This window comes from Tessaracoccus sp. OH4464_COT-324 (assembly GCF_003932855.1).
Classification (GTDB): domain Bacteria; phylum Actinomycetota; class Actinomycetes; order Propionibacteriales; family Propionibacteriaceae; genus Arachnia.
Map to the genome: position 1 here is coordinate 1 of NZ_RQYZ01000020.1, position 19693 is coordinate 19693.

A 19693-nucleotide genomic window follows, 5' to 3' on the forward strand; every position below is an offset into this window, starting at 1 on the left:
TCTCCGGGGACGTCTGTGGATGCTAGCGGTTCGTCTTCGTCGGCTTCGGCCCCGAAGTCTTCGGCGAGCGCGTCGTCGCCGAGTGCGAGTGTGTCGGATGATTGGCGGTCTTGGCCGGTGTGGGAGGTTATGCCGCCTGCGGAGATGTTGCCGCAGCTTTATGGTGGGGATCCGCTTAAGGGTGGGGAGCTGCGCGATGATTGGCGGTTGCCGCAGTCTTTGCAGGGTTGGGCGTTGAACGACCGCGACTATGGGCTGCCCGGCTTTGATGATTATTCGACTCTCGTGGCCTATGAGGATACCAGTAGGGAACCAAAACGAGTCCTGAGAGTTGAGACACAGAGCCTGGATCTGCCCGATGCGTTCAACGACTATCTGGAGCGGTGGGATGATGTGCATCATGTGGAACGCATGACCTGCGGCACAACTAAGACTTCGAAGGATCCGTATTGTGTGGTTTATGCGGAGGATACCGTGATAGCGCTGGGACCGGCGCTTGGCAGGTTCACGGAGCAGGAAGTGGTGGATGCGATGGATGAGTTGGTGGATCATCTGCTGGCCACCAGGTGAGGAAGGCCAGTAAGGGGAAAGAATGAAAAGGGAAGTACACGTCGGCTGGTTCGTGTTGATCGGCGTTCTGTCCATGGTGCTGGCTACGCTCCTGACCGTGGCGCTCGTGATCCGCACCAAATCCAGCCCTGCACCGGAAGTCGCCACGGAAGCTGCCCCTCCCGCGTTGTGGGAGTCCTTCCCCAAACCGAAGCCGCCAACGCCGCAGCCCAGCACCGCCGGCGACTGGCGCAGCTGGGACTGGGAGGTTGTCCCGCCCATCGAACTGCTGCCCGCGCTGTACGCCGGCAAAGAACGAGGGGACTGGCTTCTGCCGAAGAAGCTGCTTGGAATGGAACTGCAGGAGAAGGATTACGGCAAGGCTGAGGGCGAGTCCGCAGGCACGGCATACACCACCCCCTCGCCGGGGGCTCGGACCCTGCACCTACAACTGCGCAGCAATCACTTGGTGGACACGTTCAATCTTTACGCAGAACTACTCCCGACCGGGCACTACATCGGGAGATATTTCTGCGGGCTAAAGGAAAACTCTGACCCTCCAGCAGTGGAGTGCATCCTCATCGCCGAAGACACTCTGATCCTGGCGAGTTCAAGGCTGGGCGGCCTCACGGAAGAGGAAATCGCGGCAGCGCTCGACGCTCTGGTGGACCACCTACTGGCCAACCGTTAGGGCTTGTTTCCAAGGCTAAACCGGACCGCCACGCACCGGAAGCCGGGCGAAAAGCTCCCTCCGCCCGCCGACGGCCCCGGTAACCTGAGCAGCTAGGAGGAAGAAATGAAACGAAAAATACTGTTGCTGCTGCTCGTGTGCGTCGTCGTAGGCAGCGGATTCGCTTGGCGGGACGCGCTCATGGCGAAACGCCGCCGCGAGCTGTGGGCGGAAGCCACCGACTGACCAACGGCAGGGAAAAGGAAAGGTGCGGTCCACTCGACGATGAACCGCACCCGTTGCCCAACTCAGTAGCCGAGCATCTCCTTGCGCTTCGGCAGCCACGCGATGGCGTCGCGCACAGCATCGGTTTCGGTGAGCTTCGCCTCCCAGCCCAACACGTCGTGGGCCTTGCGGGACACCGTGTAGACCCCCGCGACATCGCCGGGGCGCGGCGGGCCGAACTGCACCCGCAGCGGGTCGCCGGAGATTTCCTCGAAGCTCGCGGCCAGCTCCTTCACGGTGACGCCGTTGCCCGTGCCAATGTTGAACACCTGGTAGTTCTGCTCAGCGGTGGCCTCGTCGAAGTGCTCCAAGGCCGCCACGTGCGCCTGAGCCAGGTCCCACACGTGGATGAAGTCGCGGATGCCCGAGCCGTCCCGCGTGGGCCAGTCGACACCGGTGACCGTGAACGTCTCCTTGTTCACCCACGCCTCAAGCAGCTTCGCCAGCACGTGCGACGGCTTCTCCAGCTGTTGCCCGGAGCGCAGCTTGGGGTCTGTGCCGATGGGATTGAAGTAGCGCAGCGACAGCACCCGAACATCCGAAGCCTTCGTGAAATCCTCCAGGATCAGCTCCACCAGGTACTTCGTGCGCGCATACGGTGAGCCGGGCTGCAGCGGCGACTCCTCGGTGACGACGAAGTTCTCGTCGGGTGCGTAAATCGAGGCCGACGAGGAGAACAGGAAACGCTGAACGCCGGCCCGCTCCACGGCCTGAAGGAGCTTGACAGTCTTGCCCACGTTGTTGTCGTAGTAACCGAGCGGGTCAGAAACGGACTCCGGCACGACGATCTTCGCGGCACAGTGCACGAGGGCGTCAATCTGCTGCTCGGCAAAAATCCTATCCAGCAGGGCCTCGTCGGCAATATCACCCTCATACAGGGTGCGCTCGCCAATGAACTCGCGGCGGCCGGTGGAGAAATCGTCCAGCACGACGACCTCGTGCCCGGCGTCCTCGCACGCGGAAGCCACGGTGGAGCCGATGTAACCGGCGCCCCCGGTGATCAGAACTTTCATACCTCGCCTTTCCATCAGTGATGCTTAACACCAAGATTGCTATTACCAAATCGTAGATGCAGTCCTCGCGTCGAACTGCGCAGCCCAGCTGTCACCAGCCACGCGCAATCCACTCCGGTAGCGAGTCGCGCTCGGCGCCTACCGTCGTCGGCTCACCGTGGCCAGGCAACACCCGCGTCTCGTCCGGCAGCACAAATATCCGGGTACGGATGGAGTCGATGATGAGCTGGAAATCCGAGTAAGGCCAGCGAGTAGCGCCGGGGCCGCCCGGAAACACCGTATCCCCGACGATGATGGCGCCCAGCCGGTCAACTCGCAGACTCGTCGAACCCGGGGTGTGGCCGGGCGTAGCAAAGGCTCTCACCCGCACGCCCGCGACGTCGAAGATCTGACCGTCCGTCAGCGGACGTGGGCGCGGAGCGCCAGTCTCCTCGTCCCACAGGAAATAATCCTCCGGACTCAAGAAAATGGGCGCGGCCACCAGCTGCGCGAACTCGCTGGCCTCCCGAACGTGATCCCAGTGCCCGTGCGTCAACACCACCGCGACAACCCGTCGCCCGCTCACCGCGGCCAGCACCGCGGCCACGTCGTGGGCCGGGTCAACCACCAGCACCTCGGCGTCGTCGCCCACCAACCACACGTTGTTCTGGTGGTTTGGTGGTGCGCCGCGCACGTAGCTCCCTACCGTGCTGAGCCGCTCGATCCGGGGCATCGCACACCTCCGCAAGGAAAAAACAGGCAACTTCTTCAAGTTTAGTCGGTCAAACTCCCGAGGATGAGCCCACGCACTGGAATACTGGGCAGCGTGTCCCACAAGTTGTTCGACGATGAGTACGACCCGCTGGCTCCCCCAAACTACGGGGAGGCGCAGGCCACGGATGAGCCTGCCGAGCCTGCCGAGCCCACCATCGGAGGTCCGGGCCAGATCGTGCGCCTGCGCTTCGAGGAGGGCAGGCTGGTCAGCGTCCGGCTGGCCCCCAACTGGTATCAGCGGCTCGCGCCGGGCCAGTCGCTGGCGGCCGCTTTCCAGGAGGCGTTCCTGGTTGGGCAAGCGGAGATGGACACCGCCCCGACCGAGCAGCTTGACCTTTCCAAGCTCGAATTCGAGGTGCCAGAGTTCAGCGAGGAAAACCTGGAGGCGTTCGCGGCCCTCCTGCAGGAGCACTCCCAGAAGTGGCAGCGCGCGATAGAATCGCACCATCAGCAGGCCCCAGCCCCGCCAGCCATGGGCGAGTCCCAGGGTGTCCGGGTTACGCTGAACCCTGCGGGCCAGCCGTCGCAGGTCATCTTCAACGAGATCTGGGCGGTCGAATCCTCCGCGAGCGCCATCAGTAACGCGGTGCTCGCCGCAACCAGGCGCGCCTACGCCGCCTACGAACCTGTCCAAGATGAACGCGACGAGGTACTGACCCGGTACCGCGTCGAACACGAGATCCTGCAAGAGGGTTTCCGCCGCATGCTGGAAGTCAGAGGAGGCTGAAATGAGTGAGGCAGAACAAGCTTGGGAGAAGCTCGCCCAGCGAGCGATGCAGTCGAAGTTCAGCGGGATCACCGCGGACACAGACGATCTCCTCGCGGACATCGACATCCGTGAGGGAAAACTGAGTTCCAAGGGAAATCACAGCAACGCCGGACAGAACGCCGGCGGCCCGATGATGCCGCCGATGATGATGGGCGGCATGGGCGGCATGGGAGGTGCCGGCGCGGCTGCCGCTCCCCGGATGGGTACCGCAGCAGCGCCGGCGGCGGCCACCGTGGGGCCCACCCCCCAAGTGGGACCGCAGGCAGTGCAGCCCCAACACCTGGCCGCGGGCCCTGCGGCGGCGGGCGTGCCCAGCGGCCTGCCCTCCGGGGGGCCGGGTGGCTCTGGGCTGGGCGGGGGGCTCGGCGACTCGGCTGCGGAGCCGGAGCCACCGGCGGAGGAGGCCGTCGCTGAAAGTTCGTCGCCGACGCCGGACGGAGTCATCGTCGACAACGAACAGCTCACCAACGTGGCTGCGCTTTGGGTGGAACTCTCCGAGACCTTCAAACGCCTGTCCTCCGAAATGTATGCGCCCAAGAGTTTGGGTCTGTTGCACGAAACCAAGCCCAAGACCGACGAGTTGAGCGCCGCCAACCACCAGTGGTGCTCCGACGCGGCCAGCGAGTTCGAGTCCATCGGGGCGATGCTCGTGGATTCCGCGCGTTCCTACGAGAACGCCGAGGGTGACGCCATCCAGGTGGCCAAAGCACAGGAGCAGTAAAAGTAAATGAGCATTCTTGCCCTAGCAGAGACCCTCAAGCAGTTCGCTCTCGCGCTCAAGAAGCAAGTGGAGCAGCAGCGCCAGCAGCGCAGCCTGCGCGACGACCAGAAGCAGGAGCAGCGCGAGTACCGCAACTGCCTGCAGCTGGTTGAGCAACTGGAGATCCTCTTCGAGACCTACTGCGCGGTGGATGCGCAGGAGTACCAGCGTTTCTGGGTGATAGTCCAATCCCTCATGCCGGGCCTGCACTCCTGGCACAACGAACAGGCCAGGCACTCCACGCAGATCGAAAGCGTGGTGGCCCGGGTGCGCGCCATGCTGTTCGGTCTGCGCCGCGTCATCGAGCAGGAGATTGTCGTCCACTACGACGTTCCCGAGGACCTCGCCCAGCTGGCGCGCGGCTGGCAGCAGATTGCGGACAGCATCGAGAAATCGAAGGAGGTGCTGCCCAAAGTGACGACCTTGGAGAGCTGGCAGGGCCAAGCTGCGAACACCTACCGCGAGATGGCCAAGGTGCAGCAGGCGGCCATTGAGGAGTTCGAGCCGCTGCCGGCCGTGATGGCCAAATCCTACGAGCAACTCGGGCTGCTCAACCGCGCCACCCTGATTGCCATCTACGACAGCCTCCGCAGCACTCTGCAGCGGATCAGCAGCCCGCCGCAGGCGAGCCTGGGCCGATTCTACTCCCGAGTCTGTCACTTCGAACGAGAGCTTGATGACTGCCTCAACAACCGCCTCCCCGACGCGATCCTGATGATCAAGGCGCGAGGCGAGACGGTGAAGCAGGAGATTGACGCGGCCTGCAGCTCGGCGAAAGTGATCTCGCCCAAGTGGCCGTCGGGCACGTCGGGCACGCCAAGCACATCGGGCGCACCAAGCACGGCGGGCACGGGTTGGGCGACGTCAGCGCCCGACAGGGACGTGAACCGGCCGATCGTCGAGAAGAAGCCCGTCCAGGACGAATCCCGGTACCGCAACCCGGGGCCGAGGATCAGCATCGAGGAACTGGACAGGCGACGCTTCCTGCCGCCCGTCCAGGAGTCGGAGCAGTAGGCAGCTGAGGAAACGGCCTGGGGCGTCACCTGCGGGTGGCGCCCCAGGCTGCGTCAGTGCGCGGGACAGGGCAGACGAGCCGCGTCTGGCTTCTACTCGCTGTGCACCACGATCTCCGAAATCTCGGCCTGGAACTTCTCGCCCTTCGGCGGCAGCTTGGAGACATACACGAGCAGGTAGCGCAGCTTCGTCGGACGCTCCAGCGCGATCCTGGTGGTCCCGACGGGCGCGGGCCGCGCGTCCACTAGCTCCGTCCAATCTCTGATGGTGGTGTACGAGAGTTCGCCTTTGGGGGAGAACAGCGCGACATCTGTGGGGCCCTCGCCGAGGAAGGTCACCTCGACGCTCGCCACCTCCCGTTCCTCGCCCAGATCCAGCACCAGCCCCACCCCTGGCTTCTGGCCACCCATGTTCGGCCGATTGAGATAGGTTCGGGTGGTCCAGGTGGTTTCCGGGTTCCCGTCCACAGCGTTCGCGGCCAGCTCCGGATACTCCTCGTCGTTTCCGCCGTCCTTCTTCGGATCGAAGTCCTTCACCGCCACAACTTTGAAGCTGCCTTCCGGGGCCGGGTTGGTGGGGGTTTCGCTGGCGGGAGTATGGGGAGCGGGCTCGACGCGGGCCTCCTCGCCATGCTGTAGGGCTACCGTCAGCAGGGCGACGATGAGCGTCACCAGGCTGGAGACCGCGAGTATCCGCAGCAGCCACCTGGGCTGGGCCGCCACGTGGCCGGGGCCGATCGTCCGTTCCGGGTGCTCCGCATGCTCCGAGTGCTCCTCCTCTGGCGACGCCTGCTCATCCTCGGCCGGGTGGGAATCGACGGCGGTGCGGGCCGCCAGTGAGATCTTGCTCTCCAACCCATGGACGCTGTCCGCCTCGGGCAGCAGGGCAGCCAATTCCTTCATCGTGGTCAGCTCACCTGCGAAGGCGGCCCGCCAGACGGGGGTGAGATCGTAGCCGTCGGCCTCGGGCGACTCGTCGGGGCTCCATTCGCCCGTCTGGGTGGCGCGCAGGATCGCGGCGAGTGCCCGAATGTCGCCAGCCTCCTGCAGCGCCCACGGCTGCTCCTCTGCGGGGGTCTCCAGCAGGGTGGCGATGCCGAGTCCGGTGATTCGGACGCTGCCGTCTGAGGTGATCAGGATGTGTTGCGGGTCGAGGTGCTGGTGGTAGATGCCCTGGGCGTGCAGCGGGGTCAGAGCCTCGGCCACCTCCCGGGCAACGTAGGACGACTCCGCAGTGGTGAGCGGTTCCTTGGCGTACAGCTCCTCCAGGCTGTGGCCCGGGCAATGTTCGATCGCGACGTAGACGCCGTTGAGTGAGGATTCGCTGAAGCGGTTGTAATCGAGCACCTGAAGGAAGCGGGCGTCGCTGGTGGCGGCGCCACGCTTGGCGGCGGCCTGCAGCTGTGCGGCGGCGGGGCTGTCGCTGGGGAAGAGGTGCACGACGACGTCGCGGGAGAGGTTTGTGTCCACGGCGAGCCACGTCTCGGAGGCGCTCCGGGCCACGACGCGTTTCTCCAACTGGTAGCGGCCGCCGGAGAGGGTCATGCCAACCTCACCCAGCTGGGCGGGGGTGGACACCTGCGCGGTGTGCTCCTCGACGTCGGGCTCGTCGGCCGTCCCGGTGGGTGCAGCCTCGTCCTGCCCGGGGTTGCCGGCCAGCGCGGAGACGCCGGGCGGCTGCTCTTCGGGTTCGGGAGGTAGCTCGTCGGGGCCAAACCAGGTGGGTTCGTCCGCCTGCCCGGGCGCGGACTCCACCATGACCGGGTCGCTGGGGGCGGCCAGGGTTTGCGGGGCACCGCGCCCGTCCTCGTCAACGACCGGCTCGGCACCGGCGGCCCTCTCGTCGGCTTCAGCCTCCGACGCGGGCTCCTCGGCCGGGGAAGCATCCGGCGGCGGGGTCGATTCCTGCGGGGCGGTCTCCTGAGCGGGGGCCACTTCTTTTACCGGGGCGGTAGATCCGCGTCGGAGCCGGGTGCGCACCAGCTCGCTCAGTCTGCGCAGCTCCCGCACGCGCAGCAGCTTGCCCACGACGACGGTGCCGGTCAGCACGAGCGTGCCGCCGAGCGTCACCGCGAGCAGGTTGCTCAGCACGGTGGCGCCGAGCGTCCCGGTGAGCCACCGGCTGAGGAAGTAGGCGGCTGCCCCGCCGACGCCTGCGCCCAGCCCGAGGCGGATGATGTGCCGGGTGATCACGGAGCCGTCCAGGGCGGGAAGCTTCTCGCGCAGGAACTGCCAGGACACCAGCACACCGACGAAGTAGGCGATCGAGTACGCCAGCGCGAGCATCGGGGCAACCCAGGCGGGGTCGCCCACCCGATTAACCAGCAGGATGGCCAGCAGCGCGTTCGCAGAAGCGATGCCAACCTGAAGCAGGAACGGGGTCCGGGTATCCTCCAGCGCGTAGTAGGTGCGCAGGCAGACGAACTGCACCGTGAACGGCACCAGACCGATCGCGAACATGACCAGGGTCCAGCCCACCCAGCTGGCGTCGGCTGCCCCTTGGCCGTAGCCGAGCAACAGGTCGGAGATGGGCAGAGCCAGCGCCAGGAAACCCGCCGCCGCAGGCACGAGGAACAGCAGAGCCAGCCGGGTGGTCTTCGTCATCTCCTCGGCCACGCCCACCTTGTCGTCGTCGGCGGCGAGCTTGGAGGCGCTGGAGAGCATCGCGGTGGCCAGCGACGTGGTGACGAGCGAGTGCGGGAGTATCCACAGCAGGTGCGCGTTGGAGTAGACGTTGACGCCCGCGCCCGCGCCGCCGGCGGTGGCTGTGGTAGCGAGCCGATTCACGACGATGAGCGCCAGCTGGTTCACCGCGACGAACCCGAGCGACCACTTGGCGAGCGAGAACGTGTGCCCCAGCCCGGCGCCGCGTAGGTCGAAGCGGGGGCGGAGCTTGAACCCGACGCGGCGCAGCAGGGGGAGCAGGATCAGCGCTTGCACGACGATGCCGAGCGTGGAACCGACGCCGAGCAGGAGAATCTGCTGCGTGGTGAAGGCGGCGGACTTGTCCCCACCATTTCCCCAGATGATCAGGTAGATGCTGAGCACCAGCAGCGAGACAACGTTGTTGGCGATGGGGGCCCACATCATCGGCCCGTACTTCTCCTTGGCGTTCAGCACCTGCGCGAGCAGGAAGAACAGGCCGTAGAAGAAGATCTGCGGCAGCGTCAGGTAGGTGAGCGCCACCATCGACGCATACTGTTCCGCAAGGCTGGGTTCGCGCCAGGCCGACGACGAGTACAGCCGGGTGATGAGGGGCGCACAGAGCGTGGCCAGTGCCGCGACTGCTGCCACGATCAGCACAAACGCCGTGATGATCCGGTTGGTGAAGGCCTCGCCGCCATCGTCGTCGTGTTTGATGGCGCGCACGATCTGGGGTACGAGCACGGTGTTCAGCGCGCCGCCGGCGAACAGGATGTAGAGGGCGTTGGGCACCATGTTCGCGATGTCGAGGATATCCGCCTGGCGGGTGCCGTTGCCGATGATGAAGGCGATCAGCATCACCCGCAACATGCCGAGCGCACGCGAGATCAGCGTCCCGGAGGCCATGATGGCGCTCGCGGACAGGAGTTTCTTGGTGCTACTGACCTGGCTCACTGGGCTCCTTAGCGGTTGCTCTCCTGCGTCGGACTTGCACGACGGTACCGACGCCCATGCCCAGCAGGGCGACGACGATGACGATCCACCCGAGACGACCGTACGCGGTGGCGGTGATCTCGAAGGAGACGATCTCTCCGAAGGGCTTCCCGGAGTGCGTCAGAAGCTGGGCGTGGGCCTTGGTTGCGCCGTTCGTTTTCGCGTCGGGCCGGAACAGCACGGTCTGTGACTGGCCTGCGCCGACGCGCACCAGATCGGTTTCGTTCACCGAGATGCGCGTGGGGTTGTCGGTGCGGAAACCGATTCGCACGTAAACGGGAAGCGAGGTCTGGTTGGTTATCGTGGCGGGGCCTTCACGCGTTCCGGAGGCCATCACAAAGCCCGGAGCGACGCTGAGGCTGATCGCGGAGGGATCGAACCGGGCAGCGGGTGTGGCCATCAGGTGCTCCAGGGCTTGCTCCTCGATGGCGAAGCTGGAGCTGAACGCGGCCAGGTAGGTGGGTCGGAGATCGGGTGGTGTCGCGTCGGGGGCGACGGTCAGCGCGTCCCGCGTCGGGGTTGCGGCTTGCACGTCGGTGATCGCCTGGCCCACTTGCTCCCAAGGCTGGTCGGGGTCGGGTAGCCCGATGGCTGGGGCGTTCGGCAGTACCTCCGACAGCTGCGTGGCCTTGGCCTCCGGGGTGAGCCGGTAGAAGCGGGTTCGGTGTTCGAAGCGGCCGAACCGGAGAGTGTGATCGAATCCTGGTTTGGCTTCGGTCGCTGACGCGGACAACTCGACGGCGGGTGCTGCGGAGAGGGCGTGTTCCGGGGGCAGTGTGATGGCGGCGGAGTACAGGTCTGCCAGGTTCTCCGGGATGCGCTCCTGGTTCGGATTTCCGGTGGGCAGCCGCCACAGGGTGCCGGCAGCCAGTTTTTTGGTGCTCTCGGCGAGGAACTCGTCGGCGTCGTTCTGCCCGCGGGCGGCCAAGAGCTGAGCCACCTGGTGCACGGCCGGATCCAGCAGGGTGATGGTGCCGGGCTCTTTCAGCAGCGGCAGCAGGGCCGAGATCTGGGCGGCGCCGATCACCGAGGTGTAGTTGGTGCTGCCCGGCAGCATCTCCGGCGATGCGGCGACGAGGCGGGCGTCCAGCGGCGCCACCGGTCGGGCCCGGTTGGGGATGAAGAGCCTCAGTCGCGCCACCTGTTCGGGCTGGGCGTCTGGCGATTTTCGGGCCTGAACCTGGATCGCGACGATCGCCCCGAGCGCCCCGCTCTTCATCGCCAGTTCGGTTTGTGGGATCTCGATTCGGAAACTGCTGCTCTCGTCGACGCGGAGCGGCTCTGGTCCGGAACGTAGGGCGGCTTCGGGGGACAGGGTCTGTTCCAGGGTGGGCTGGTCGATCTCGGCGGTCAGCTCGTCGAAGGTGTTGAGCGGGTTTGTGGCGCGCGCCACCTGCACGGTCACGTCGTGGAGCGGCTGGCCGATGCGGTTGACGAAGGTGCCGCCGAGCGTGAGCTTGCTGGCGAGCGCCGCCGGGTCAATCTGCTGCGGCTGGACCGTTGTGAGGCTCAAGCCTTCCGGGCGCACGTCATCGGCTCGCGCGCTGCCGACGCCCACCCACAGGAGCGCGGACAGCACGAGCAGGATGAGGGCCTGGGCTCGGGTCACTCTTGCATGTTAGTCGGGGAAGCGGATTCCGGTTCGGCGGCGCGACGCTGGGCGGGAAAAGGGCTGGTCACCCGCGCTCTTGCCACCAGTCGATCAGCAACTCACGGGCTGTGTCCTCGTCGACGGGACCGTGCTCGATCCGGTGCTCCAGGAGGAACTTGTAGGCCTCACCCACCTCGCGCCCGGGGCCGATGCCGAGCGTGGCCATGATCTGGGTGCCGTCCAGGTGGGGGCGGATCGCGTCGATTTCCTCCTGGTTCTTCAACTCGTCGATGCGCCATTCGAGTTCCTCGTAGGCGCGCCGCAGCCGGGTGGCCTTGGCCTGGTTCCTGGTGGTGCAGTCGGCGCGGGTGAGGATGTGCAGGTGCTCCAATTCTTCGCCGGCGTCCCGAACGTAGCGGCGCACGGCGGAGTCGGTCCAGGCGCCTTCGGAGTAGCCGTGGAACCGCAGGTGCAGTTCGATCAACCGGGCAACCGACTTGGTGACCGAATTGGGGTAGGCGAGAGCGCGGAGCCGTTTCTTGGCGAGCTTCGCCCCGACGATGTCGTGGTGGTGGAAGGTGACCTTGGTTCCCTCGAAGCGACGTGTCGCCGGCTTGCCGATGTCATGCAGCAAGGCAGCGAGCCGGTTGACGAGGTCGGGCGCGTGGTTGCGTGCCTTCTCCAGCTCGATGGCCTGATCCAGCACCGTCAGCGAATGCTCGTAGACGTCCTTGTGGCGATGGTGTTCGTCGCGTTCCAGCCGCAGCGCGGGCAGCTCGGGCAGGAAGCGCTCCGCCAGCCCCGTCTCGACGAGCAGGTTCAGCCCGGCGCGGGGGCTGTCGGTGAGCAGGAGACCGTTCAGTTCCGCCTGGATTCGCTCGACGGAGACGATGTCGATCCGATCCGCCATGGAGCGCATCGCGGCCACCACGTCGCTCGCGACGGTGAACCCCAGCCGGGAGGCGAAGCGGGCCGCGCGGAGCATGCGCAGCGGATCGTCGGAGAACGACACCTCGGGCCCGGCCGGGGTGCGCAGTATCTTCGCGGCCAGGTCCTGCAGACCGCCGTGCGGGTCAACGAACTTCTTGGTGGCGACGTCGATTGCCATCGCGTTGACGGTGAAGTCGCGACGCACCAGGTCCTCCACGATGCTGTCGCCGAACGCAACGATGGGCTTTCTGGTGTGCGGCTCGTAGGCGTCGGCGCGGAAGGTGGTGACCTCGATCTGCCAATCTGTGCCTTCGGAGCGTTTCAGCGCACCGATGGTGCCGAAGTCCTTGCCGACATCCCAGGTGGATTTGGTGAAGTGCTTCAGCAGTTCGTGAGTTGCTTCGGGCCGAGCAGAGGTGGTGAAATCCAGGTCGTGCCCCAGGCTGCCCAGCAGCGCGTCGCGCACTGACCCGCCCACCAGGTACAGCTCGTGCCCAGCCTCGCCGAAGAGCCGGCCTAGCTCATCAATGACAGGTGCGATGCGCAGCAGCTGCTGCATGGCGTTCTTCTGGGCTGAAGTCAAGGCGGACACGCCGACGCATGTTACCTGACAAGCGGGTCAGTAGAAATATTTTGGCAAACATGGTGTGATAGGGGCATGCGTTTTCCCCGTGAGGCGGCTGCCGCGATCGTCTCTGTGTCGGTCGTGGGTTTGGTTGCTGCCGTCACGGTTCATGATCCATTCCCGCAGCACACCACCCAGGTGACGCAGCAATCTCAGCGCCCGTCACGGGCCCAGCCCGGCTCCCGGCCGCAGTTTGAGGATCCCGCTCGCGGCAAGCAGGCGGCGCGGATCAGTGACGTCGGGCTCGAACCCATCGCCGCGCCGTTCGTCTACTCCGAGGACTACTTCCTGCCGCGCCCGGTGGGGGAGGAGGCCTACTACAGTGAGGATCCCAACCTGGTGAAGGTCGAGGGCGATGGCGTCTTCGCCATGCCGGTCAGTGGGCGTCCCACCTCGCCGTTTGGCATGCGGCTGCATCCGATCCTCGGGGTTTACAAGCTACACACGGGCCAGGATTTCGCGGCGCCCTGCGGCACCCCCGTCGGGGCGGCTGAGTCCGGTGTTGTCACTTTCGTCGGCTGGGCAGGCGGCAACGGATACATGGTCAGTGTTGCGCACGGCCCGCACAAGGGGTTTCGAAACGTGGTGACGAACTACGGCCATCTCTCGACGTCGGCGGTCAAGGTTGGCGACAAGGTCAGCAGGCATCAGGCCATCGGGCGGGTGGGCAACACCGGCTACTCGACGGGGTGCCACCTGCACTTCGAGGTGAAGGCCGACGACAAGTGGACCGACCCGATGAGCTGGCTCACGAAGGACGCGCCCATCGTCGTGACCGATGGGATGAAGGACTTCACCCCGAGCCCCCGCCCGTCCGGGTCCCCGTCGCAGACGGCTCCCCCGGCAGCTTCGCCGCCTCCCGGGCTGCCTGCTGGCCCGCCGCCCCCGCCTGCGCCGCCCGCCGGTCCTGCGAAGCCTGCGCCTGAGGCGCCTGGACCGCCCAAGACCTCGAACCCGCCCGCGCCCGACTCGCCGAAGCCACCGGCTCCCAAGCCGTCAAGCCCGTCGGCGCCCGATCCTGAGCCTCCGAAGGCCTCCGAGCCGAAGCCCGAGCCTCCGAAGTCCTCCAAGCCCGCTCCGGAGTCCCCGAGCACCGAACCGCCGGCCCAGCCGAGCCCGAAGGAGAGTTCGGCGCGAGTTCCCTCCCCGGAGGATCCGCCGAGCGCCAGCGGCGACGAGTGAGCCGTCGGCCCAGGTCAGCCGAGGAGCCTGTCCCCCGAGGCGCTCCTGAGGCGCTTTCGAGGCAGGGCAGGGATTTCCGGGGCTGGGCAAGGACCTAGAAGGCTGGCGGCGAGGGCACCATTTGGCGGGATCCGCGAGCGCGAGCAGGGGATCGGTCATCGGCGTCTGCTCCTCGTCGCCGCCGACGAAGAAATGAGTGAAAGCCGCGTCGCAAGTCTTCAACACCTTGTCCGAGGCCATCCTGAAACGGGCGTCAACCCGACCGTCCGCGCCCGAGGCCAGGTGTTCGCTCAACACCCTGAGCAGCTCCTGGCCGAAACGAAGCAGCCGTGCACGCAGATCTCGGCGGCGCGTGGCGCGCAACGAAACCTCCAGCATCGTGCTCTCGGACTGTCGAATGCCGCGCAGCGAGTGGAAGAAGGCGGGCAAGCTCTCCTGGGTGAATCCCGCCCTTTCGTAGAACTGCTCGACGCTGGTCCGATGCTCCGCTCGCCGTGCCCCAGGATGGTGGCTTCCACCAGGCGTGACTTCGTTGCTTCTCTGCGGGGATGAGCCTGGGCACCCGCCTTTACTGTCCTTGGTCACGACGTCGTGCCGAGAGTAGTTGAGTACTATAGGAATAGGTGCAGGATTGTATCTGTCTGGGGTGACGTCATGTCAGCTGTGCTGTATGCCCTCGGGCGGTGGAGCTACCGCCACGCCAGGCTTGTGGTTGCCCTCTGGCTGGTTGTCGGCGTGCTGCTGGGGGCGTTGGCCTTCGCATCGCAGGGAAGGCTGAAGGACACTTTCGACGTGCCCGGCTCCTCATCCGGCGAGGCCATGAAGCGCCTGCACATGACCTTTCCCAGCGGGGCGAAACTCACGGCGCTCGCGCTGCTCGTCGCGGACGAAGGCACGAATCTGAACGAGTTGCGCACAGAAATCGAGCCGAAGCTGAACATCCTGGCCATCGACCTGGTGGGCAACGTACAGTCTCCGTGGTTCGAGCACATCTCCGGGCAGGTCTCCGACGATGGCCGCATGGCGCTCGCGAGCATCACCTTGAACGTTTACGAAGTCCCGGAGGAAGGAGAGCTTCAACAGCTCGTTGAGGCGGGCAAACGGTTGGAGGAGGAACTGCCCGACGGCATCCGTGTGTTGCTTGGCGGGCAGGCGTTCGCGCTGGAATTGCCGCGCATCTCCATCACCGAGGTGATCGGCGTGCTGCTTTCCTTCCTCGTGCTCTGGGTAATGCTCGGCAGTCTCCTCACTGCAGTGATCCCCATCTGCACCTCCCTGTTGGGCGTCGGGCTTGCAATGGCCCTCATGTACTCGGCTGCGAGCATCATCGACATCAACTCGGTCACCCCGATGCTGGCGCTCATGCTCGGCACGGCCGTCGGGTTGGACTACGCGCTGTTCATCTATACCCGTCACCGCGACCAGCTCCGCGCGGGAATGGAGCTGGAGGAGTCGATCGCCCGTGCCACGGGTACGGCCGGAACCGCCGTCGTGTTCGCAGGCCTAACCAACGCGATCGCGCTGATCGGCCTCGTCGTTGCGAATATCCCCTTCCTCACCGTGATGGGCGCCTTCGCCTCGGTTGCTGTGGCCTTCGCCGTGGCGATCGCTCTCACCGCGCTACCAGCTTGCGCGTACTTCCTCGGCGAGCGGATGCGTCCCCGCCCGCGTAAGCCCAGCGCGAAGCGCGAGCGGCGTTTCTTCCACACTTGGGTGAGTCTCAGCACCCGGCGTCCGGTGCTCACCATCGTGGCCGTGATGGTGATCCTGGGCGTCGCGACGCTGCCCGCCACCAGCCTGGTGCTTGCCCTGCCGAATGCTGGCCAAGGCGCACCCACCTCGCCTACTCGGCAGTCCTACGACCTGATCGCGAAACACTTGGGACCCGGGTACAACGCGCCCCTGATTGTCACCGCTGGGATCATCCGTTCCAACGACCCGCTCGGCCTGATCAACGAGCTCAAGGCAGAGATAGAACAGATAGAAGGGGTTGAACGGGTTGCGCTCGCCGTGCCGAACGCCAATGCCGACACGGCGCTCATCCAGGTGGTGCCCGAGACCGCCCCCGACGATCCCGCCACCACCGCGACGGCGGAGCGGCTTCGCGCGCTGACCGACGGCTGGGCCGGGAGCCGGGGGATCGAGGCGAATGTCACCGGGTTTACGGCGTTGCAACTCGACGTGACCCAACGGCTGGCGGGGGCGGTGGTGCCGTTCGGGGTGCTCGTCGTCGGGCTGACCCTGGTGCTGCTCAGCGCCGTCTTCCGCTCCGTGTGGGTGCCGATCAAAACCGCCGTTGGATTCCTGCTGAGCATCGGGGCATCTTTTGGGCTGACTCAGCTGGTGTTCAATGAGGGCTGGGCGAAAGACCTGATCTGGTTGGAGAAACCAGAGGCGGTCATCTCCTTCCTGCCGATCATCGTCATCGCGATCCTCTTCGGGCTCGCGATGGATTACGAGATATTTATCGTATCGCGCATTCGTGAGGAATACATCCACGGCCGCACCGCGTCGGAGGCAATTCGTGCTGGTTTCGTGGCCTCCGGGCCCGTGGTTACGTCGGTGGCGCTGGTGATGGTGGCGGTGTTCGGCTTCTTCGTGCCTGCGGGGCTCATGGCCATCAAACAGATCGCCTTCGCGCTCGCCGTTGGCGTGGCGATCGACGCTTTCCTCGTGCGGATGACCCTGGTGCCTGCCGTGCTGCAACTGTTGGGGGACCACGCCTGGTGGATGCCTGCCTGGCTTGACCGCCTGCTGCCCGAGTTTGACATGGAAGGCGAGGTGTTGACCAGGAAACTCGCGCTGGCGGACTGGCCCGGCACCCCGGCCCTGCTCCACGCGGAGGAGGTCGGCGTCGCGGGCGTGCTGGCCCCCGTGACCGCCAGCCTGGATCCCGGCGAGGTGGCCGTCTGCCTGGGGCCGCCGAAGGCGCGCACGGCGGCCCTGCTGGCGCTCAGCGGGCGGCTGCGCCTCGCCGGTGGTCGCGCCCGCGTCGCGGGTCACCTACTGCCCGACGCCGCCCGAGCGGTGCGCAGCGCCACCGTCTACCTGGACCTGGCTGAGCGTCCGGGGCTCGCGACGCTCAACCGGCTGCGACCTCAACCCGGTGAGGTGTGGTATCTCGACGGGCTCGACGAACTCAGCGCCGAGCAGCGCGATGAGGTAGCGGCGAGTGTGGCCGCCGCTGCCGACACGGGTGTGTCGGTGCTGCTTGGCGGCAGTTGGGAGGCAGCCGAGCCCTGCAACGCGGGCCGCACCGTCGTCGTGGCGGAGAGGGGCGAATCATGAGACCGGAAGCTATCCGCGGTGGCCGTCCGGTGGGGTGGGCGCTGCTGCTCACCCTGCTGCTCGTGCCTATTCTTGGGGCCGCAACGTTGCTGGGAATGATCCGGCCAGATCGATGGAACGCCAACGCGGCAATCGTGAATCTTGACCAGGGCACCCACGTCCAGGGCCAATTCGTGCCGATGGGGCGCCAGCTGGGCGCCGAGATGATGGCCTACCAGCCGAGCAACATCTCCTGGGAACTGGCCGACGCGGCCAGCGGCGCCGAAGGCTTGAGCAGCGGCAAGTATGCCGTGGTGGTGACCATCCCCGCTGATTTCTCCCAGCGGGTGCTCTCCTTCTCTGCCGACGCCGACCAGGCCCGCCAGGCACGCATCATCGTGGCCACCAGCGCCAACGCCCCGACTCGCGACGCGACGGCCGCGCGCGAGGTGGCCGCCATCGCCCGCGAAGTACTGAACAGCAACCTGACCAGCGAATACCTGAAGAACGTTTACATCGGATTCAACCAGGTCGGCGAGCGCTTTGGCGAGATCGTCACCGGCGCCGAGCGGCTGCGTGACGGCACCGGGCAGCTCGCCGACGGTGCCCAGCGCGCGGCGGACGGCACGGCACAGCTGGTGGATGGCCTCGATCAGCTGATCGCAGGCGGGGATCAGCTCGTCGTCGGCGGCTCCCAGCTCACCGGGGGCGGCCAGCAGCTGGTGGTTGGGGCGCGCCAACTGGCCGACGGCGTCGGCAAACTGGACGGCGGCACGAACCTGTTCGCGGCCCAGTTGCCCAAGTTGGTCGCGGGGGTTGGGCAGCTCGCCGATGGCGCCGAGCGGCTCCTGCCGGGGGTGAGTGAGTACGCGCAGGCCGTACCCAGCGTCCTCGACGGCGTGGACCAGCTGCGCGACGGGCTCGACCGGGCGGCGAGCGGCCTGAGCGGGGCCGACGCCGAGCGGATCGGACAGCTGGTGGCCGGGGCGCAGCAGCTCGCCGAGGGCGCCCGCCAGCTGGCCGACGGGCTGGACCAGCTCGTCGTCGGGCTGGAGCCTCTGGAGAGGCTCTTGAGTGATGACTTGATCCGTTCCGTGGAGACGCTGGCCGGGCAGGTTTCGCAGCTAGGTGGGCAGATCGTCGCTCTCGACGGACGGCTGGCGGGCTACGCGGACGGGTCGCGCCCGGTGCCGGATGAGGTGCTGGAGCTGGCCGAAGGGCTGAAGAACGCCTACGTGTGCCCGGTGCCGGACGAGGAACTGTGCAAACAGCTGCGCGCGGCCTATGCCCAAGGGGTGGACGACGCGACGATCAAGGCCTTCCGGCAGGTGGCGAGGCAGGCCAGCGCTTGGCTGCGCCAGGTGGATCCGGTGACCGGGAAGACCTATCTGGAGCTGGCCCGCGAGGTGAGCGACTCCGCGAATCTGGAGCCCATCGTCGATAGTTTGCGGCGGGCGCAGGGGCTGTTCGACGGTGTGCGCCGGCTGCGCGACGGGGCGCATGGTCTGGCCGATGGCAGCCGCCAGTTGGCGGACGGGGTGCAGCAGTTGGCGCAGCTGCCGGGGCAGTTGGGGGAGTTGCGCGACGGCTTGACGAAGCTGAGCGACGGCGCGAGGGAGCTCGGCACGAGGGCGGCCCCCCTGCGCGAGGGCGGAGCTCAGCTGGCGGAGGGGGCCACCGGCCTGCTGGATGGGGTGCGGGTGTTGAACACCCAGGTGCAGGGGCTGCCCGCCGGGGCCGAGCAGCTGGCCGACGCCACCGGAAGGCTCGCGACGGGGGCGAACCAGCTGGCGGACGGTGTTGGGCAGTTCCGCGACGGTGTCGGGGCCTACGTGGCGGGCGCTGCCGGGTTCGTGGGCGGTGTGCGGCAGGCGGCGGGCGGCGCTGGGACGCTGGCTGACGGGGTGGCTGAGCTCGCCGGGGGCGCGCGTGCTGTGGACGAGGGTGCGGAGGAGTTTGCGCGTCGGCTGGCCGAGGGCCGTGCGGAGCTGCCCAGCTATTCGGAGGTGGAGGCGGAGCGGCTCGCGGAGGTGGTGTCCAGCCCTGTCGGTGCGGAGCTGACGGGGCTCACCACCGGCCCGGCGGTGGCGCTGGTGCTGGTGGTGGCGCTGTGGGTGGGTGCGCTGGGTGTGAACACGGTGGCGCGCCCGGTGCCGAGCGACGTGGTGTCGTCTCGGGCGTCCAGTTTGCGGTTGTGGCTGCGCACGCTCGGGCTGCCGATGCTGTTGGGGGCGACGATGGGCGTCGCGCTCGGTCTGCTCGGGGTGTGGCAGCTGTCGCCGACGGCGGGGGTGGCGGCCGGTTTCGTGGCGCTGCTCGCGCTGCTCGGGGTGGTGTTCATGCTGGTGCAGCACGCGCTGGTGGGCTGGTTTGGTTTCTTCGGCAGCGCGGCGTCGTTGCTGCTGCTTGCGGCGACGGTGGGGTTGGGGCTGAGCGCGGGCGCCCCGGGCTGGTTGGCGGCGGTGGCGAGCCTGTCGCCATTGCAGGGCGGCGTGTGGATCACGCGTTCGTGGCTGGCGGGCGCCGAGGTGCTGGCTCCCATCGTCGCGCTCTGCCTGGCCTGTGTGGTGTTCTGGCTGGCGTCGTGGGGCTCCATCGCCGCGCGTCGGCAGCTGACCCCGAAGCAGTTCGCCCGGCGCGGGTGACGGGC

At 66.8% G+C, this 19693-nt stretch carries 14 protein-coding genes; 9 read left to right on the plus strand and 5 right to left on the minus strand.

The features are described from left to right. From EII42_RS09935 to EII42_RS13525, 3 genes are all read left to right on the plus strand, one after another. On the plus strand, positions 1-570 hold a 570-nt coding region (locus EII42_RS09935), incomplete at its 5' end, for a hypothetical protein (protein WP_233558355.1). A gap of 22 nt (positions 571-592) precedes the next feature. Next, positions 593-1240, plus strand: coding sequence for a hypothetical protein (locus tag EII42_RS09940; RefSeq protein ID WP_125171974.1), 648 nt, complete (start codon positions 593-595; stop codon positions 1238-1240). 105 nt (positions 1241-1345) lie between these two features. Further along, positions 1346-1465, plus strand: coding sequence for a DLW-39 family protein (locus tag EII42_RS13525; RefSeq protein WP_233558356.1), 120 nt, complete (start codon positions 1346-1348; stop codon positions 1463-1465). A gap of 62 nt (positions 1466-1527) precedes the next feature. Here the strand turns inward: EII42_RS13525 and galE are convergent, their stop codons facing one another. Continuing rightward, a complete protein-coding gene (gene galE / locus EII42_RS09945) occupies positions 1528-2517 on the minus strand; it encodes a UDP-glucose 4-epimerase GalE (RefSeq protein WP_125171975.1) in 990 nt (329 codons plus the stop codon). Positions 2518-2608: 91 nt separating this feature from the next. Then, a complete protein-coding gene (locus tag EII42_RS09950) occupies positions 2609-3229 on the minus strand; it encodes an MBL fold metallo-hydrolase (protein WP_125171976.1) in 621 nt (206 codons plus the stop codon). 93 nt (positions 3230-3322) lie between these two features. Between EII42_RS09950 and EII42_RS09955 the strand changes: the two genes are divergently transcribed. The 3 genes from EII42_RS09955 to EII42_RS09965 are packed head-to-tail and all read left to right on the plus strand — an operon-like array spanning position 3323 to position 5813. Next, positions 3323-3997: a hypothetical protein gene (locus tag EII42_RS09955; RefSeq protein ID WP_125171977.1), complete on the plus strand. Its 675-nt coding sequence runs from the start codon at positions 3323-3325 to the stop codon at positions 3995-3997. 1 nt (position 3998) lies between these two features. Then, positions 3999-4760 carry a hypothetical protein gene (locus EII42_RS09960; RefSeq protein ID WP_125171978.1) on the plus strand — a complete coding sequence of 254 codons (762 nt, stop codon included), beginning with the start codon at positions 3999-4001 and terminating at the stop codon, positions 4758-4760. Positions 4761-4766: 6 nt separating this feature from the next. Then, the gene (locus tag EII42_RS09965; protein WP_125171979.1) at positions 4767-5813 is read left to right on the plus strand and encodes a hypothetical protein; all 1047 of its coding nucleotides are present in this window, start codon (positions 4767-4769) and stop codon (positions 5811-5813) included. 92 nt (positions 5814-5905) lie between these two features. On the opposite strand, the gene murJ is transcribed toward EII42_RS09965, so the two are convergent. The 3 genes from murJ to EII42_RS09980 all read right to left on the minus strand — a co-directional run bounded on the left by murJ (position 5906) and on the right by EII42_RS09980 (position 12528). Further along, a complete protein-coding gene (gene murJ, locus EII42_RS09970) occupies positions 5906-9409 on the minus strand; it encodes a murein biosynthesis integral membrane protein MurJ (RefSeq protein WP_125171980.1) in 3504 nt (1167 codons plus the stop codon). Further along, entirely contained in the window at positions 9393-11057 is a 1665-nt protein-coding gene (locus tag EII42_RS09975) for a DUF6049 family protein (RefSeq protein WP_125171981.1), read from the minus strand. The genes murJ and EII42_RS09975 overlap by 17 nt, the downstream gene beginning before the upstream one ends. Positions 11058-11124: 67 nt before the next feature. Beyond that, positions 11125-12528, minus strand: a complete 1404-nt coding sequence (locus tag EII42_RS09980; RefSeq protein ID WP_125171996.1) for a CCA tRNA nucleotidyltransferase — start codon at positions 12526-12528, stop codon at positions 11125-11127. 99 nt (positions 12529-12627) lie between these two features. On the opposite strand from EII42_RS09980, the gene EII42_RS13305 reads away from it, so the two are divergent. The 3 genes from EII42_RS13305 to EII42_RS09995 all read left to right on the plus strand — a co-directional run bounded on the left by EII42_RS13305 (position 12628) and on the right by EII42_RS09995 (position 19688). Next, positions 12628-13776: a M23 family metallopeptidase gene (locus EII42_RS13305; RefSeq protein WP_199729853.1), complete on the plus strand. Its 1149-nt coding sequence runs from the start codon at positions 12628-12630 to the stop codon at positions 13774-13776. A gap of 654 nt (positions 13777-14430) precedes the next feature. After that, positions 14431-17064 (plus strand): MMPL family transporter, encoded by a 2634-nt coding sequence (locus tag EII42_RS09990; protein WP_125171982.1) that lies wholly within the window; start codon positions 14431-14433, stop codon positions 17062-17064. After that, positions 17061-19688: a hypothetical protein gene (locus EII42_RS09995; protein WP_125171983.1), complete on the plus strand. Its 2628-nt coding sequence runs from the start codon at positions 17061-17063 to the stop codon at positions 19686-19688. Before EII42_RS09990 ends, EII42_RS09995 begins: the two co-directional genes overlap by 4 nt. Positions 19689-19693: the final 5 nt, after the last annotated feature.